The sequence below is a fragment of the Kitasatospora sp. NPDC002965 genome, assembly GCF_040611255.1.
Taxonomy (GTDB): domain Bacteria; phylum Actinomycetota; class Actinomycetes; order Streptomycetales; family Streptomycetaceae; genus Kitasatospora.
Map to the genome: position 1 here is coordinate 1 of NZ_JBEXNT010000075.1, position 17,443 is coordinate 17,443.

Sequence of the window (17,443 nt, forward strand, 5' to 3'; positions counted from 1 at the left end):
CCGCGCGGTGTCCCGGCCCCCGGGCGGGCAGCGGACCCGGCAGCGGCCTCGCGCGCCCGCGCCGGAGCGGTGGGCCGGCCCGCCGGACCCCCCGGCGGACCGCCGCGACGTGCCCCCGGCCAGGGCGGGCAGGCGGCCACCGCACCGCTCCCCCGGCCCGACGCGACCCAGGCGACCCGGCCGATGCGTGAACGCCAGCAGACCCCTCCGCCCGGCCGCCCCGGTGCACCCGGCGGCGCGCGGGAGCGGGACCAGCGGCCGGCCCGGCCGCGCGGGCGGGCCCAGGACCGGCAGCACACACCCGTACCGGGCGGCCGTCCGGGTGCGGCCCGGCAGCGGCTGCTCCGGCAGCGCCTCGTGGTCTTCGTCACCGTGACGGTCGGGGTCGCACTCGCCATCGCCGCGGCGCAGGGGTGCGAGAACCGGGAGAACCAGGGGATGCGGCCCTCGGCCTCGGCCCCGGCGGCTCCGGGTGCGGGCGAGCAGCAGGGTGGCGCGGCCCCGCCGTCGACCCCCGCCCAGGGCCCGGCGGGCTCGGCCGGCACCGGCCTCTCCGCCGACGGCATCGCCCAGTCCGCCTCTCCGCTCACCGCGGCGGCGCGCGCGAGCGCGGTGGCCGGCGAGGGCGCGCTGGGCCCGGCACAGGGCGCCGGGCCCGCCGTGGACTGGCCGAACCGCGCCTACCCCGATCCGGCGAGCGGAGCGGCCGTCACCCTGCGCGACGGCCGCTCCGCGGGGACCGGACCCCAGGTCGTCCTGAGCGCCGTACTCCCGGCGCGGTACAAGGGGGCTCCGGCGGCCCTGGTGGTGCTGCGCCGCTCCGAGGGCTCGGTGCCGGTCGACCTCGTCCAGCTGTTCTCCTTCAACGGGGACGCGCCGGTCGCGCTGGCCTCGCGTTCCTCGGCCGCGGATCCGCAGGCCACGGCGACCTGGCGGCTGGAGAACGGTGCACTGGTCCGCGAGGAGCGGGTCGCCCAGACGGGGTCGGCCACCTCGACCCGGTACACGGTGCGCGCGGACGGCACCCTGGAGGAGTCCTGGCCGGGCTCCGGCTCCACCACGCCGGCCGTCACCGCTCCGCCCGCCGCGGCTCCCGCCCCGCCCACCGCCCCGACGGGCTGAGGGCCACCGGGCCGAGGGCTCGCCCGGATCGGGCCCGGCGCACCGGACGTCGGACCGGCCGACGTCCCGTGCGCGCCGGATCCGTCAGGCCGCGGTGACGGCGTAGAAGGCGACGGCCGCCGCCGCGCCGACGTTGAGCGAGTCGATGCCGTGCGCCATCGGGATGCGGACCGCGTGGTCGGCGGCCCCGACGGCGGCCCGGGTGAGGCCGTCGCCCTCCGCGCCGAGCATCAGGGCGGCCTTGGGCAGGCGGTGGGGCGCCAGGCCGGCGAGGTCGACGGCGGTCTCGGCGGGGGTGAGGGCCAGCAGGCTGAACCCGGCGGCGCGGACCGCGTCCAGCGCGGCCGGCCACGGGTCCAGGCGGGCGTACGGCACGGCGAAGACGGCGCCCATCGAGACCTTGACCGCACGCCGGTAGAGCGGGTCGGCGCAGTCGGGCGAGAGCAGGACGGCGTCCATGCCGAGCGCCGCGGCGCTGCGGAAGATCGCGCCGAGGTTGGTGTGGTCGACCAGGCCTTCGAGGACGGCCACCCGGCGGGCTCCGGCCAGCACCTCGGCGGCGTCCGGCAGCGGTCGGCGTTCCATCGAGGCGAGGGCCCCGCGGTGGACGTGGTACCCGGTGACGGCCTCGGCCAGCGCGGGCTCGACGACGTGGACGGGGGCGTCGGCGTCCGCGATGACGTCGGCCATCACGTCCAGCCACTTGGCGGTCAGCAGCATCGACCGCATCCGGTAGCCGGCCGCCAGCGCGCGGCGGATGACCTTCTCGCCCTCGGCGATGAAGAGGCCCTCGGCGGGTTCGCGGCGGCGGCGGAGTTCGACGTCGGTCAGGCCGGTGTAGTCGGCGAGGCGCGGGTCGGCGGGGTCGGTGATGGTGCTGGGTTCGGACACCCTGCGATCTTGCCAAGCCGGGCCGGGGAAGGCCAAACGGCCCAAGGGTCGGGGGTGGTGCCCTTGGCCCCCTGCCGGGCGGAGTGCAAATATGACGTATGGCCCGTTTTCCGGGCCGATCCTGGGCTCCGTCGGCCGCTGGTGCATCCGGTTCCACCACCTCGCCCCGATCCACCGGTACCGCCGGCTCCGCCGGTGGGCGCCCACACGGTCGGCACCAGCAACCCCGAGCGGCCCGACAGGGGCCGGCGAAGAGCCGGTCGGTGGCGGGACAGGTGTTCGCGCTGCAGGTCGTGGTGGTCCTGCTGCTGGTGGCCGCGGCCGTCGTCGCACTGGTCGTCCAGTCCCGCAACGACGCCCGGCAGGAGGCGACCAACCGGTCGGTGGCGGTCGCCCAGACCTTCGCCAACTCGCCCGGCATGGTCGAGGCACTGCGCTCCCCCGACCCGACCGCGATCCTCCAGCCCAAGGCGCAGTCGGTGGCGGTCAACGCGGGTGTGGACTTCGTCGTCGTGCTCAACACCGACGGCATCCGCTTCACCCACCCCAACCCGGACCGGATCGGTCAGAAGTTCGTGGGGACCTACCAGCCCGCCCTCCAGGGACAGGTCGTGGTCGAGCAGGTCGTCGGCACCATCGGACCCCTGGTGCAGGCGATCGTGCCGGTGCACGCGCCGGACGGCCAGGTGGTCGGGATGGTGTCCGCCGGCATCACGATCGCCAATGTGAGCAGCGCGAGCGAACGGCAGCTGCCGGTGGTGCTGGGCGCGGCCGCCATCGCGCTCGGGCTGGCCACCTGCGGCACGGCGCTGGTCAGCCGCCGGCTGCGGCGGCAGACGCACGGGCTCGGGCCGGCCGAGATGACGCGGATGTACGAGCACCACGCGGCGGTGCTGCACGCGGTGCGCGAGGGCGTGCTGATCATCGGCGGCGACGGGCTGCTGCTGCTCTGCAACGACGAGGCACGCCGGTTGCTGGACCTGCCGGCGGACGCCGAGGGCCGGCCGGTCGCCGAACTGGGGCTCGACCGGGCGCCCGCGGAGCTGCTGACCGCCGGGCGGGCGGTCACCGACGAGGTCGTGCTCGCCGGTGAGCGGCTGCTCGCGGTGAACGTCCGACCGACCGACCAGGACGGCGGGCCTCCCGGCTCGGTCGCCACGCTGCGCGACTCGACCGAGCTGATGGCCCTGACCGGGCGGGCCGAGGTCGCGCAACGACGGCTGCGGCTGCTGTACGACGCCGGGGTGGCGGTCGGCAGCACCCTGGACGTCGAACGGACCGCGGAGGAACTGGCGCAGGTCACGGTGGGGCGGTTCGCGGACTACGTCACCATCGACCTCGCCGAACAGGTGCTGGCGGGCGAGGAACCGCCGCCCGGTCCGGACCTGGGGCGGATGCGCCGGGCGGCGTTCGCCGGGGTGCGGGACGACTCGCCGTTCTACCCGGTGGGAACGGTGCTGGAGGTGGTGCCGTCGACGCCGCTGGCGGGCGCCCTGCACAGCGGACTGCCGGCGGTCGAGCCGCGGCTGGCGGAGGCGTCGGCCTGGCGGGACCAGGACCCGGAGCGGGCGGCGCAGGTGCTCGCGTACGGGGTGCACTCGCTGGTGCGGGTCCCGGTGAAGGCCCGCGGCGTGCTGCTGGGAGTGGCCCGGTTCTGGCGCTCGGAGCGGACGGACGCCTTCGAGGAGGACGACCTGGCCCTCGCCGAGGAGCTGGTCGCGCACGCGGCCGTCTGCATCGACAACGCGCGCCGCTACACCCGGGAGCACGCGATGGCGGTGACCCTGCAGCACAGCCTGCTGCCGCGGAGCCTGCCGGACCAGAACGCGCTGGACGTGGCGCACCGGTACCTGCCGGCGCAGGCCGGGGTGGGCGGGGACTGGTTCGACGTGATCCCGCTGCCCGGCGCGCGGGTGGCGCTGGTGGTCGGCGACGTGGTGGGGCACGGGCTGCACGCGGCGGCGACCATGGGCCGGCTGCGGACGGCGATCCACAACTTCTCGACCCTCGACCTGCCGCCGGACGAACTGCTCGGGCACCTGGACGAACTGGTCAACCGGATCGACCAGGAGGAGTCGGCGACCGGCGGCCCGGCGGCGGTGACGGGTGCCACCTGCCTGTACCTGATCTACGACCCGGTGTCCCGGCGGTGCACGCTGGCCAGTGCCGGGCACCCGCCGCCGGCGCTCGTCGGGCCGGACGGGCACGTGGTCTACCCGGAGCTGCCGACCGGGCCGCCGCTGGGGCTGGCGGTGCTGCCCTTCGAGACGGTCGAGCTGGAGGTCGCCGAGGGCAGCCGGCTGGTGCTGTACACCGACGGGCTGGTGGAGGACCGCGAGCGGGACATCGACGAGGGGCTGGAGCTGCTGCGGGCCGCACTCGCCGGGCCGCCGAGGACGCCGGAGCAGACCTGTGCGGACGTGCTCGGGGCGCTGCTGCCGGCCCGGCCGCAGGACGACATCGCGCTGCTCGTGGCGCGGACCCACGTGCTGTCGCCGGACCGGGTCGCGGAGTGGGAGGTGCCGTCCGACCCGGCGGCGGTGGGCGGGGTGCGGGCTGCGGTGGCCGAACGGCTGGAGGAGTGGGGGCTGGAGGAGGCGGCGTTCGTCACCGAGCTGATCCTGAGCGAGCTGGTCACCAACGCGATCCGCTACGGGACGGGGCCGATCCGGGTCCGGCTGCTCCGTGACCGGTCGCTGATCTGCGAGGTGTCGGACACCAGCAGCACCTCGCCGCACCTGAAGTACGCGGCCACCACGGACGAGGGCGGGCGCGGGCTCTTCCTGGTCGCCCAGTTCGCCGACCGGTGGGGCACCCGGTACACGGCCACCGGGAAGGTGATCTGGACGGAGCAGCCGCTGGAGTAGCGGCCGGCGGGGGCGCCGCCCGGTCCCGGGCCCGCGGGCCCGGGGCCGGGTCCCGGAGGTCAGGACCGGGCGGGGGCGGTGCCGGACGCGGCGGCCAGGACGTCCACGACGTCGCCGACGACGATGACCGCGGGGGGCTTGATCTGCTCGGCCTCGACGGTGGCGGCGACGGTGGCCAGGGTCGCGTCCACCCGGCGCTGGGCGGCGGTCGTGCCCTCCTGGACGACGGCCACCGGGGTGTCCGCGGGGCGCCCGCCCTCGATCAGCCGGGCCGCGATCGCGCCGATCTTGTCGACCGCCATCAGCAGCACCAGCGTCCCGGTCATCCCGGCGAGCGCGTCCCAGTTGGTCAGCGAGCGCTCGTCGTCCGGGCCGACGTGACCGGAGACCACGGTGAACTCGTGCGTCATCCCCCGGTGGGTGACCGGCACGCCGACCGCCGCCGGCACGCTGATCGAGCTGGAGATGCCGGGCACCACCGTCACCGGCAGTCCGGCCTCCGCGCAGGCGAGCAGCTCCTCGCCGCCGCGCCCGAACACGTACGGGTCGCCGCCCTTCAGGCGGACGACGAACTTCCCGGCCTTGGCGTGCTCGACGAGCGTCCGGTTGATCGCCTCCTGGGCCATGAACCGGCCGTACGGGATCTTCGAGGCGTCGATCACCTCGACGTGCTCCGGCAGCTCGGCGAGCAGCTCGCGCGGCGCCAGCCGGTCGGCCACCACGACGTCCGCGTCGGCGAGCAGCCGGCGGCCCCGGACGGTGATCAGGTCCGGGTCGCCCGGACCGCCGCCGACCAGCGCCACCCCCGCACCGTGCGCACGGTACTGGCGGGCGGCGAGGGAGCCGTCCCGCAGCCCCTCCACGATCGAGTCGCGCAGGGCCGCGGAGTGGCGCGGATCCCCGGTGAGGACCGCGACCGTGGCACCCGCGTCACGTCCGCTGGCCGGCGTCCACGCCGTCGCCGCGGCCGCGTCGTCGCTGCGGGCGCAGAAGACCCGCTCGCGCTCGGCCTCCGCGCTGACCGCGGTGTTCACCGCCGGGTCGTCGGTGGCGACCAGCGCGTACCAGGTGTCGGCCAGGTCGCCGTCCCGGTAGCGCCGCTCGTGCCAGGTCAGCTCGCCCGCGTCGGCCATCGCCTGGACCGCCGGGGTGGTGACCGGGGATATCAGCTGCACGTCCGCGCCGGTGGCGAGCAGGGCGGGCAGCCGGCGCTGGGCGACGTGACCGCCGCCGACGACCACGACGCGGCGGCCGGCGAGCAGCAGGCCGACCGGGTACGGGGTGCGGCCCTCGGTGCTGGGGTGAGGGGTGGGCGCGGTCATCGGCGGTGCTCCTGGATCGGGTGAGGGTGGTGGGGGTACGCCGCCGCACCGCTCCGCGTCACGGCGCGCCCTCGGGCCGGTACGCGGAGCGGTGCGGGAGGGCGTCAGGCCTTCTCGGTGACCCCGGCGGAGTCGAACGTGGCTACATCGTGCATCGCCCGGGCCGCACTCTGCACCAGCGGCAGGGCCAGCAGGGCACCGGTGCCCTCACCGAGCCGCAGGTCGAGGTCGATCAGCGGACGCAGGCCCAGCTTGGTCAGCGCGGCCTGGTGGCCGGGCTCGGCCGAGCGGTGGCCGGCGATGCAGGCAGCCAGCACCTCGGGGGCGATCGCCTTGGCGGCGAGCGCGGCCGAACCGGCGATCACACCGTCCAGGATCACCGGGGTGCGCAGCGAGGCGGCGCCGAGCAGGAAGCCGGCGATCGCCGCGTGCTCCAGACCGCCGACGGCGGCGAGGACGCCGATCGGGTCGGCCGGGTCCGGCTGGTGCAGGGCCAGCGCGGTGCGGATGACCTCGATCTTGCGGGCGTGCGTCGCGTCGTCGATGCCGGTGCCGCGCCCGGTGACCTCGGCCGGGTCCAGGCCGGTGAAGACCGAGATCAGGGCGGCGGAGGCGGTCGTGTTGGCGATCCCCATGTCACCGGTGACCAGGGCCTTGTTGCCGGCCGCGACGAGGTCGCGGGCGGTCTCGATGCCGACCTCGATGGCCTTGAGGGCCTCCTCGCGGGTCATCGCGGGGCCCTTGGTCATGTCGTCGGTGCCGGGCTTGACCTTGCGCGGCAGCAGACCGGTGGTGCGGCCCTGCTGGATCGCGTCCGGCAGCTCGGCGGCCACGCCGACGTCGACCACGCAGACCTCGGTGCCGATCTGGCGGGCGAAGGCGTTGACCACCGCTCCCCCGGCCAGGAAGTTGCCGACCATCTGGGCGGTCACCTCCTGCGGCCAGGGGCTGACCCCCTGGGCGTGCACGCCGTGGTCGCCGGCGAAGACCGCGACGCAGGCGGGCTCCGGGATCGGCGGCGGGCACTTGCGGGAGAGTCCGGAGAGCTGGGCGGAGATGATCTCCAGCATGCCGAGCGAGCCGGCCGGCTTGGTCATCCGCTTCTGCCGGTCCCAGGCCTCGCCGAGCGCCTTGGCGTCCAGCGGGCGGATGCCGCGCAGGGTCTCGGAGAGCAGGCTGTGCGGCTCCTCGCCGGGCAGGGCGCGGTTGCCGTACTGCTCCTCGTGGACCACCCAGGAGAGCGGGCGCTTCTTGGCCCAGCCCTGCTGCTGGAGCTCGGGCTCGTCCGGGAAGGCGTCGACGAAGCCGACGCACAGGTAGGCGACGACCTCAAGGTGCTCCGGCAGGCCGAGCTCGCGGACCAGCTCCTCCTCGTCGAAGAAGCTCACCCAGCCGACGCCGAGGCCCTCGGCGCGGGCGGCCAGCCAGAGGTTCTCGACGGCGAGGGCCGCCGAGTAGGGGGCCATCTGCGGCTGGGTGTGCCGCCCCAGGGTGTGCCGGCCGCCGCGGGTGCGGTCGGCGGTGACCACGATGTTCACGGGCGTCTCAAGGATCGCCTCGATCTTGATTTCCTTGAACTGCTTGGCGCGGCCCTTGGGGAGCGAGTCGGCGTACGCCTCGCGCTGCCGCTCGGCCAGCCCGTGCATCTTGCGGCGGGTCTTGGCGGAGCGGATGACCACGAAGTCCCAGGGCTGCGAGTAGCCGACGCTGGGCGCGGTGTGGGCGGCCTCCAGGACCCGGATCAGCACCTCGTGCGGGATCGGGTCCGGGCGGAAGCCGTTGCGGATGTCGCGGCGCTCGCGGATCACCTGGTGGACGGCCTCGCGACCGGCCTCGTCGTAGCCGGGGGCCGCCGGGCCGCGCGGCTCGGCGGGTTCGGCCGGCTCGGCGGGTTCGGCGGGTTCGGCGGCCTCCGTGAGGACCTCGGCGGGCACCGTGGCCTCCGCGGCTTCGGCGGCCTCCGTGGTCTCGGCGGGCTCCGTGGCCTCCGTGGTCTCGGCGGCCTCGGCCGGGGCGGTGGCGTCGGTGCCGGGCTCGGCGGGCTCGACGGTCCCGGGCTCGACCGGGGCGGGGGCCTCGGCGGGCGACGGCTCCTCGGCGGGGGCCGGCTCGGCCGCGGCCGGAACCTCGGTGACCGGGGCCTCGGTGACCGGGGCCTCGGCAACCGGAACCCCGGCGGCCCGGAGGTCGGCGACGGGGGCCTCGGTGGCAGGGGTCTCGACGACGGGGGTCTCGGGTGCGGCCTGGGCCGCCTCGGCGGTCTCCCCGGCCTCCGGGGCCTGCACGACGGGCTGTCCGGCGGCGTCCACCGGCTCGGCGGGAACGGCCGGCTGCACCGCGTCGGCGGCACCGCCGTCCGCGGCCTCGACGGGCGCGGCCTCGACGGGCGCGGCCTCGACGGGCGCGACCGCGTCGGCCGGAGCGGCGTCCGCCGGGGCAGGCTCGGCGGCCGGGCCGGCGACGGACCGGCCGGAGGGCATCTCGCCGGTGCCCACGGCGGTCGCGGCGGCGGCCTCCGCGTTCTCGGCGGGGCCGTCCACCGTCTCGGACACAGCGACGGCCGTCGGCTCGGCCGGGGCCGGCTCGGCGGCCGGGACGGCCTCGGGCGCCGGGGCGGTGGCCTCCGCCGCAGGCTGCCCGGCGAGCGCTATGGGCGCGGACTGCTGCGCCGCGTCCTCGGCGACGGCCGGGGCCGGCTGGTCCACCGCCTCCACCTGGGGCAGACCGTGCGGCGTCGGGGCGGCGAGGAAGGCGGAGATCCGGCGGGGCTGTCCGGCCGGGGCGACGGGCTGCGCGACGGCGACCGGGGCCTCGACGGCGACCGGCTGCTCGGCGGACGGCTGCTCGGAGCTCGGCGCGTCGGTGCCCGGAGCCTCTCCCGCGGGCACGGCGGGGACTGCCACGGGGGCGGCCTCGGCCTGCAGCGCCTCGGCCTGCGCGGGCTCGACGGTCCCGGTCGCCTCGACAGGCTGGGCAACGGACTGGGCAACGGGCTCGGCGACGGGCTCGGTGGCCGCGACGGCCTCAGGGGCCACCGGGACCTCGACGGCGGGGGCGTGCTGGACGTCGCCGTCCACGGGCTGCGGCACGGGCACGGCGTCCGGCACCGGCTGGACGTCCTGGGCCTGCGGCACCGGCTGCACGTGCGGCACCGGCTGGGCCGGCGCGACCGGGACGGCCTGCGGCTCCGGCTGGACGGCGGCCGGGATCACCGGGATGCCGTGCGCGGGCGTGCCGCCCTGCGAGGGTCCGCGGTCGGCGAGCGAGCGGACCGGGACCTGGCCGGTCATCAGGGACGGGTCCGGGATCGGCGGTCCGGCGTGCAGCGGACGGCGCGGCGCCTGGGCGGCGGCGGCCTGCTCCGGGCTCTGCTGGACGGGAACGGCCTGACCGGCCTGCGCCGGGAACGGCGCCTGCGGGACGCCGTGGGCCTGCGGGACGGCCGGGTCGACGCCGAGCGGCGGCGGGTCCAGCGGCGGCCAGGACGGCTCGACCGGGGTGCCCGGCGCGACCTGCTGGTCGGCGGCGGTCGCGGCCGGCTCGCCCCACGAGCCCTGCGGGCCGGGCATAAGCAGGACGTCGTCCTCGTCGTCGAGCCCGTCCGGCTGGTCGGGCTGGTCGAGGAAGTGGAAGGCGGGGCGCGGGGCGCCCGGGTCCGCGGCCCAGCCCTCGCCGACGGCGCCCGGGACACCGGTGCCGACGGGAACGCCCGGGGCCTGGACGAAGCCGGGCGCGCCGAGCGGCAGTGCCTGGCCGGGGACACCCTGCGGCGGAAGGACACCCGCGCCGGGGGGCACCGCGCCCGGGAAGCCCGCACCCGGAACCGTGGGGTTCGGGATCAGCTGTCCGGGGACCGCACCGTCCGTCGCGACGCCCTGCACGGGTGCGACAGCCGCGACGCCCTCCGGGCCGCCGAGCGGGTCGGGCCCGGCGAGCAGGTGCTCCGGCAGTCCCTCGTTCGGGACGTGGCCGCCATCGGTCATGTCAAAGCTCCTTCCAGGCCGCTGCCGCGCCCTCGGCGACGCGATCACCGACCGCAGCGCCCATCCGCACGGGCCGGGCCTGCACCGGCCCGCCCCTCAACCACACATGGCCGCCGCGCCGAGGCGCTGCGGCCGAAGTCCTTCCGGCGCGCTGCGGCACCCCGGCCCGCGCACCACCCGCGAGGGGTGGCGCGTCATCTGAAACAACGACAAGCCGGGGCAACCGGCACGACCGCACCGGACCCTACGGCATTCTCCAGGTCCGGCAGGCGGCCCGTCGAATTGCCCACACTCCGAGCCGTACCGGCCTGCACCACGTCAAAAAGGCGACAAACCGACCGGATCGGGCGGGCTGTCGGACGTCGCAGCCGTCCCGGACGCCACACTACCGGCCCGGCGGCGCCGCCTCTCGAATCGGTGTCCGGATGCGACCTGGATCACCGTCGGACCGGCCGCGCCTGCCACCGCGCCTTCCGTCGGACCACCGCGGTGGCGATCCACCACCGGGATCACCACCCTGCGGCGACCGCGCCTTCACACGATCTGCTCACCCCAGAGCAGGAAGGTGCCCGGATCGCCCACACCGAGGCGGAGTCCGGAGCCGGTGTCCGCCGCGGCGGCGGGTGCGGAAGCCGACGCGGCGACAGGGGCCGCGGCGGGCGCGAGCAGCGGCGCGGACTGGAGGAGTGCGCCGTCCGCGCGATAGCCCGCTCCGGCGATCGCCCGGCGGACCTCCTCCGCCTCGCCGAGGGTGCGGGCCACCGCCACGACCCGCTCGGGGCGGCGGGACAGGACGGCGCGCACCACGTCGGCACCGCCCGACTCGACCACCGCCGCATCGGGCTCCGGGAGTCCGCCCAGCACCTCGGGGCCGCGGCCCTGCACGATCTCCACTTCGACCCCGTAGCGGCGGGCGTTGACGGCCAGCCGGGCGCAGGCCGCGCGGTCGGACTCGACGGCGACGACGGCGGCACCGAACCGGGCCGCCTCCACGGCGAGCTCGCCGCTGCCGGCCCCCACCGACCAGACCAGGTCGCCCGGGCGGGCCCCCAGGCGGGCCAGCACCAGGGCGCGCACGTGCGAGGGGAGCGTTTCGGACGCGCCGGGCTCGCCCCCCGCGCGCCCGGCGCCCGTGTAGGCGTCGGACGGGAGCGCCCAGCCCCGCTCCACGCCGGGATACCCGACCGGACGGCCGGCGATCCAGCCGGCCGCCTCGGAGGCCGTGCCGGCCTGCGGTCCCCCACCGGGGCCGCCGCCGCTGCTGCCGCCGATCACCAGCACCACGCTCGGGTCGCGCCAGACGTGGTCGGCGACCCGGTCGGAGGTGAGCACGGTGACGTCCTCGTCGGGCGTGCCGAGCGCCTCGCAGACCACGAAGGTGCGGTGCACGCCACGGAGCATGAGGGCGAGTTCGGCGGGCCCGGCGCCGGGAGCCGTGAGCACGGCGACCTTCGGGTTGGCCCGGCAGACGTTGGCGGCACGGCGCAGCCGGCCGCCGTGGGCGCTGACCACCTGGGCGTCCTCCCAGGGCATGCCGGCCCGGGCGAAGGCGGCCGCGACGGAGGAGACGGCGGGCAGGACCTCCAGTTCGAGGCCGTACTCGGGGCGGCGCAGGGTGCGCACCACACCGAAGAAGCCCGGGTCCCCCTCGGCGATGACGACGGCCGCGCCGCGGTGCTCCGCGATCCGGCGGGCGGCCGGCCGGATGCTGCCGAGGATGACGCGTTCGGCGGCGGGCGGCACCGGGAGGGTCCTGAGCTGGTACGGGGCGCCGGCCACCAGGGTCGCTGCGGCGAGGGCCGCTGCGGCGGCCTCGGTCAGCGGGGTGCCGTCCCACCCGATGACCGTGATCCGGTCAGCCATCTGCGGCTGTTCCCCCTCGCCATCCGTGCGCCGACATGCTGCGCCCGCGTACGGCGCCGGTGGAGAGGCTACCGGGTGCGATCCCCCCGTCGGCGACATCTCGCACACATGTCCGTCACGTACGGGCGGCGGGGCGGCCGGGCACCGGGCGGCCCCGGGGGGTCAGTCGCGCAGGACGTAGTGGCGGTCGCCGGGCCAGGCCCCGGCCTGGACGGTGTCGGGGGTCTCCATGTCCTCCGGCAGCAGGCTCCACAGGATGAGGTCGCTGCGGCTCTCCTCCACCACCTCGCCGGCCTCACCCCGCACTATCCACGCGCTGCGCAGGACGCCTTCGCTGATGCCGCCGATCTTCTGCGCGACCTGCTGGGCGGCGGTGTTGCCGGCGGCGGTGCGCATCTCCAGGCGGAGGAAGCCGCGGTCCTCGAAGAGCCACTGGGCGACGCCGAGGACGGCCTCCGGCGCGTAGCCCTCTCCGCGCGCCCAGGCGGCGGTGACGAAGGCGATCTCGGTGGAGCGCAGCCGCCAGTCGGTGGCGCGCAGTTCGACCAGGCCGACCAGCCGCTGGGTGAGGTGCTCGGTGACGGCGAAGACGATGCCCCGGCCGGCGGCCCGGTGGGCGGGGGCGAGACTGCGGGCCAGTTCGGCGGCGTAGGACTCGGTGAAGGGGTGCGGGAGGTCGGTCCAGGCCAGGACGAGTTCGTCGGCCATCATCGTGGCGAGGCCGGCGGCGTCGTCCTCCGCAAGCGGGCGCAGCAGCAGCCGTTCGGTGCTGATGGCGGTCTCGGGGAAGCTCGCTGCCATGCCGTCTCTCCTCGCCGGGTCGTGGACACACCGTACGCCTCGCCGGTGCCCGGGTCTCACGCGGTGCACGGACCGCACGACGGTACGTCAGTTCCGGGTCTGTCGGACCGTCACTGGTGCATACTGCCCGACCGGGCCCCCGCCGAGGTGCGGCGGGGGCCCGGTGCGGGTCCGGCGGGACGGGTCGGAGCGCGGTTCGGCGCGCCGGTGTCAGAACGCCGGGATGACGGAACCCTTGAAGGTGTCGTCGATGTACTTCTTGACCTCGGCCGAGTGGAGCAGCTCGGCGAGCTTCTTGACCCGCGGGTCGCTCTCCTTGCCCTGCTTGACGGCCAGGATGTTGGCGTAGGGGTTGCCCTCGGCCTTCTCCAGGAGCAGCGAGTCGGTGGCCGGCTTGAGGCCGGCGTCCAGCGCGTAGTTGCCGTTGATCACGGCGGCGTCGAGGTCGTCGATGGAGCGGGGCAGCTGGGCGGCCTCCAGCTCCTTCCACTTGAGGTTCTTCGGGTTGGCGGTGACGTCGGCGGGGGTGGCGGCGGTGCCGACACCGGCCTTGAGGGTGATCAGGTTGTTGTCGGCGAGCAGCTTGAGCGCGCGGCCCTCATTGGTGGCGTCGTTCGGCAGGCCGACGGTGGCGCCGTCCTTGAGGTCGCCGATGGCCTTGACCTTCTTGGAGTACACACCCAGGGGCTCCAGGTGGACCGTCTCGACCGAGACGATCTGGGTGTTGTGCTTCTTGTTGAAGTCCTCCAGGTACGGCACGTGCTGGAAGTAGTTGGCGTCGGCCGAGCCGTCCTGCACCGCGGTGTTGGGGGTCACGTAGTCGGTGACCTCCTTGATGGTGAGCTTGAGGCCGGCCTTCTCCGCCAGGTTGTCCTTGACGTACTTGAGGATCTGACCGTGCGGGGTGGGGCTGGCGACGACGGTGAGCGCGGCGTTCGGGTCGGAGGACGCCGAGTCGCCGTTGCTGCCGCAGGCGGCGAGCGAGAGGGCGATGCCGGCGGTGGCGAGGACGCTGGTGAACTTCAGGGCGTTGCGCACGAAAAGTGCCTTTCTGCGTGATACGGGGAGCCGGGTCCGGGTTCGGACATCGGAAGGTCAGCGGGCGACGACGTCCTCGTCGGGGGTGGCCGGGGCCGCGGGGGTGCGGCCGCGCGGGCCGAGCAGGCGGGTCCGGCCGCCGGTGCGTCCGCGGTTGGCGAGGGCACGGACGGCCCGGTCGCCGATCAGCTGGACGACGGTCACGATGATCACCAGTTCCGCGACGATGATCCACATGAAGGCGGTCTCGAAGCGGAAGTAGCCGTAGTTGATGGCGAGGGTGCCGAGGCCGCCGCCGCCGACCACGCCGGCCATGGCGGAGTAGCTGATCAGCGTGATGATCGTGGTGGTGACGGAGGCCACGAGGGCGGGCAGCGCCTCGGGGATCAGCGTCTTGCGGACGATGGTCCAGGTGGAACCGCCCATGGCCTGGACGGCCTCGACCAGGCCGCGGTCGACCTCGCGGACGGAGGTCTCGACCAGCCGCGCGAAGAAGGGGATCGCGCCGATGGTGAGCGGCACGGTGGCGGCCTCCCACCCGATGGAGGTGCCGACCAACCAGCGGGTGAAGGAGATCAGCGCGATCATCAGGATGATGAACGGCACCGAGCGGGCGATGTTCACCGCGGCGCCGAGCACCTTGTTGACCGGCTGGTTCTGCAGCAGGCCGCCCTTGTCGGTGAGGACCAGCAGCACGCCCAGCGGAAGGCCGAGCAGTACGGTGCCGGCGGTGGCGACGCCGACCATCTGGAGGGTTTCCCAGGTGGCGGGCCACATCAGTTCCTGCATCTGGTCCCAGGTCATGCCGCCGCTCCGTTCGCCGTCTCCAGCACGTCCACCTGAAGGCCCTGCTCGCGCAGGAAGCCGATCGGCACCACGTTGTCCGCGCGGGAGCCGGGCAGCTCGACCCGCATCCGGCCGACCATCCGGCCGGCGATGGTCTCGACGGCGGCGCCGAGGATGTTGATGTCGATCTGGTAGGTGCGGGCGAGCTGGGAGACGAACGGCCGGGCGGAGCTGTCGCCCTGGAAGGTGATCTCCAGGACGGTGCTGCCGGGGTGGCCGGTGCCGAACTCGCTGAGCGGGAAGAGCTCGCGGGCGAGCTCCGAGCCGGGCTTGGCGAGCAGGTCGGTGAGCTCGCCGGACTCGACCACCCTGCCGCCGCGCATCAGGGCGGCGGAGTCGCAGACGGACTTGATGACGTCCATCTCGTGGGTGATCAGCAGGACGGTGAGGCCGAGCTGCTGGTTGAGGTCGCGCAGCAGCTTGAGGATCGACCGGGTGGTCTCCGGGTCGAGTGCGGAGGTGGCCTCGTCGGAGAGCAGCACCTTCGGGTCGCCGGCGAGGGCGCGGGCGATGCCGACGCGCTGCTTCTGACCGCCGGAGAGCTGGCCGGGGTAGCTGCGGGCCTTGTCCCCGAGGCCGACCAGGTCGAGCAGCTCGGCGGCCTTGCGGCGGCGCTCGGCCCCGTCCAGGCCCATGATCTCCAGGGGGAGCTCGACGTTCTGCTGGACGGTCCGCGAGGAGAGCAGGTTGAAGTGCTGGAAGACCATGCCGATGCGGCGGCGGGCCTCGCGCAGTTCCCTGCCGGCCCGGTTCTCGCCGCCGGACAGCGCGGTGAGCTCGACGCCGTCCACGGTGACGGTCCCGGAGCTGGGGCGCTCCAGCATGTTGACGCAGCGGATGAGGGTCGACTTGCCGGCACCGCTGGTGCCGACGACGCCGTAGACCTCGCCGGGGCGGACGTGGAGGTCGACGCCGGCGAGGGCGGTCACCTCGCGGCCGCTTGAGCGGTAGACCTTGGTGAGGTCCGTGGTGGTGATCACAGCTGCTTCCGTGGGTCGGGGGCGGGCGGCGTGCAACCGCCGGACCGGGTTGCGGTCGGCGACGAGGACGGCGTTGCGCCAGGGGGGTCCGGACCTGCCACCCCTTGATCGTCGCCGGTCGACGGCCGGGCCGCGCGACGGCGTGGCCCTTACGTGTCAACGGTGACGGCCGCCCGCCCGTGGACGGGCAGGCGGGGTGAAGGGGTGGTGACGGCAGGCTGGGCTCGCTCACTCGGACGGGAGCGGCCGGGTCTCGCTTCGGGGCGCGAGATGTGGTCCCCCGGCCGGCGGCGAGGGGGAGGGAACGGTGGCCCTCAGCGGTGACACATTCGACGGCACATGGCACGCTCACCTGCCGGCAGGGTGCCGGTGGGGGTCCATTTCGTCGTCGCAGTCATGTGAGCCAGTAAATCAGATGGGTCGATGTGGTCCCAACTATTCGGACCAGCTGTCCGCAATGCGGACGCTCATGGCCCTGACCTGCATAAATGCCGACCGGCGCCGCCTTCGGAGGTCCGAATGATGGCGGCGCCGGATCGGGAGGGTGCGGCGGAGGGTCAGGCCGTGGCGGCGAGCTCGACCTCGGCGGGCTTCTCCAGGTGGACCAGGCTCAGCCGGCCGCTGATCTGCTCCACGGTGGTCTGCCGGTACCCCTGGCGGGCGTAGAGACGCAGGTTGCCCAGGCTGCGGTGGCCGGTGAACAGCCGGTAGGAGCTCACCGCGCCGTCCTCCGCGAGGCGGTGTTCCAGTGCCTCCAGCAGCCGGCCGCCGAGGCCGTGCCGCTGCATCCGGGGGTGGACGACCAGGCGCCCTATCCGGCCGACGCCGTCGGGGCCGACCCGGCCGCGTACGGTGCCGACGATCTCGCCGCCGAGGCGGGCGACGAGGAAGTGCTGTTCGGTCAGTTCGGCGCGCAGACTCTCCAACGACTGTGTCAGGGGCTCGATGGCCCAGTCGCCGTAGAGTTCGGCCTCGGTCTGGTAGCCGAGGTACTGGAGCTTGAGGATCTGCTCCGCGTCCTCCGCCTCGGCGGTCGAGATGATCACGGTCATGCCCATGTGCGGGGGCCTCCCCATCGTTGTGCCCGGCGCGCGAACGTGAGGGTGTCGCACCGGATGCCCTGCCGGAGATGTCCCGGCCGGGGGTCTTCCCGGACCGGGGGTGGCGCACGAACGTACCAGCCGCGCGGCCCTGGTGAGGGCCGTGCCGCCGATGGCGTGCTCACGGTCAGTATCCGAGCGACCGCGCCACCGTCAAGAGCTACGTTCGCCAGCGCCTTACCCGCGCGTCAGCTGCCCTCAACCTTTCGGCCGCCGGACGTGGCGAGGGTCACGCCCGACGGGGCCGGTCGAGGGCCCCGGTTCCGGAGCCGGTCGGGGGTCGGACGGGGGCGCGACGAGGCGGCGGATGGCCGGGGCCGGAGGGCGCGGGGCGGGACCGCGCCCCGCGGCGGTTCAGGCGTAGCGCTCGGCGTGGAGGCGGGCCCGGAGGCAGGCGAGGCAGCGGGAGCGGGTGGGCCCGATGGACCCGCGCGGCATCCCGAGGCGTTCGGAGAGTTCGCGGTAGGTCGGCGGCGGGTCCTCGACGAGGGCGGCCATCAGCTGCGGGCAGCGGCCGGGCAGGGCGGCCACTGCCTCCCGGACGAGGCGGCGCCGCAGCTCGGCGAGGACCTCGTCCTCGGCGGAGGGGACGAACGGGAGGTTGGTGCACATACCGTGGATGACCGGGTA

The 17,443-nt window shown here is 75.3% G+C and carries 12 protein-coding genes; 2 read left to right on the plus strand and 10 right to left on the minus strand.

What is annotated here, in order from left to right; genetic code table 11:
• Positions 1 to 183 precede the first annotated feature (183 nt).
• Entirely contained in the window at positions 184 to 1,122 is a 939-nt protein-coding gene (locus ABZY91_RS25690; protein ID WP_355405416.1) for a hypothetical protein, read from the plus strand.
• Positions 1,123 to 1,206: 84 nt separating this feature from the next.
• On the opposite strand, the gene ABZY91_RS25695 is transcribed toward ABZY91_RS25690, so the two are convergent.
• Positions 1,207 to 2,013, minus strand: a complete 807-nt coding sequence (locus ABZY91_RS25695) for an RNA methyltransferase (RefSeq protein ID WP_355405417.1) — start codon at positions 2,011 to 2,013, stop codon at positions 1,207 to 1,209.
• 98 nt (positions 2,014 to 2,111) lie between these two features.
• Between ABZY91_RS25695 and ABZY91_RS25700 the strand changes: the two genes are divergently transcribed.
• Positions 2,112 to 4,880, plus strand: a complete 2,769-nt coding sequence (locus ABZY91_RS25700) for a SpoIIE family protein phosphatase (RefSeq protein ID WP_329949819.1) — start codon at positions 2,112 to 2,114, stop codon at positions 4,878 to 4,880.
• A 59-nt stretch (positions 4,881 to 4,939) separates the two neighbouring features.
• Here the strand turns inward: ABZY91_RS25700 and cobA are convergent, their stop codons facing one another.
• The 9 genes from cobA to ABZY91_RS25745 all read right to left on the minus strand — a co-directional run bounded on the left by cobA (position 4,940) and on the right by ABZY91_RS25745 (position 17,425).
• Positions 4,940 to 6,202 carry a uroporphyrinogen-III C-methyltransferase gene (gene cobA, locus ABZY91_RS25705; protein ID WP_355405418.1) on the minus strand — a complete coding sequence of 421 codons (1,263 nt, stop codon included), beginning with the start codon at positions 6,200 to 6,202 and terminating at the stop codon, positions 4,940 to 4,942.
• Between the two features lie 104 nt (positions 6,203 to 6,306).
• Complete coding sequence (gene cobT, locus ABZY91_RS25710; RefSeq protein ID WP_355405419.1) at positions 6,307 to 10,185, minus strand: nicotinate-nucleotide--dimethylbenzimidazole phosphoribosyltransferase; 3,879 nt, start codon at positions 10,183 to 10,185, stop codon at positions 6,307 to 6,309.
• A 534-nt stretch (positions 10,186 to 10,719) separates the two neighbouring features.
• Complete coding sequence (cbiE, locus tag ABZY91_RS25715; protein ID WP_355405420.1) at positions 10,720 to 12,048, minus strand: precorrin-6y C5,15-methyltransferase (decarboxylating) subunit CbiE; 1,329 nt, start codon at positions 12,046 to 12,048, stop codon at positions 10,720 to 10,722.
• 162 nt (positions 12,049 to 12,210) lie between these two features.
• Complete coding sequence (locus tag ABZY91_RS25720; RefSeq protein WP_329882291.1) at positions 12,211 to 12,849, minus strand: GNAT family N-acetyltransferase; 639 nt, start codon at positions 12,847 to 12,849, stop codon at positions 12,211 to 12,213.
• Between the two features lie 210 nt (positions 12,850 to 13,059).
• Complete coding sequence (locus tag ABZY91_RS25725; RefSeq protein WP_355405421.1) at positions 13,060 to 13,887, minus strand: MetQ/NlpA family ABC transporter substrate-binding protein; 828 nt, start codon at positions 13,885 to 13,887, stop codon at positions 13,060 to 13,062.
• A 57-nt stretch (positions 13,888 to 13,944) separates the two neighbouring features.
• A complete protein-coding gene (locus tag ABZY91_RS25730; protein WP_355405422.1) occupies positions 13,945 to 14,691 on the minus strand; it encodes a methionine ABC transporter permease in 747 nt (248 codons plus the stop codon).
• The gene (locus tag ABZY91_RS25735) at positions 14,688 to 15,713 is read right to left on the minus strand and encodes an ATP-binding cassette domain-containing protein (protein ID WP_329882294.1); all 1,026 of its coding nucleotides are present in this window, start codon (positions 15,711 to 15,713) and stop codon (positions 14,688 to 14,690) included. The genes ABZY91_RS25730 and ABZY91_RS25735 overlap by 4 nt, the downstream gene beginning before the upstream one ends.
• A 557-nt stretch (positions 15,714 to 16,270) precedes the next feature.
• Complete coding sequence (locus tag ABZY91_RS25740; RefSeq protein ID WP_355405423.1) at positions 16,271 to 16,771, minus strand: GNAT family N-acetyltransferase; 501 nt, start codon at positions 16,769 to 16,771, stop codon at positions 16,271 to 16,273.
• 396 nt (positions 16,772 to 17,167) lie between these two features.
• Positions 17,168 to 17,425, minus strand: coding sequence for a hypothetical protein (locus ABZY91_RS25745; RefSeq protein ID WP_329882297.1), 258 nt, complete (start codon positions 17,423 to 17,425; stop codon positions 17,168 to 17,170).
• Between the last annotated feature and the right edge of the window lie 18 nt (positions 17,426 to 17,443).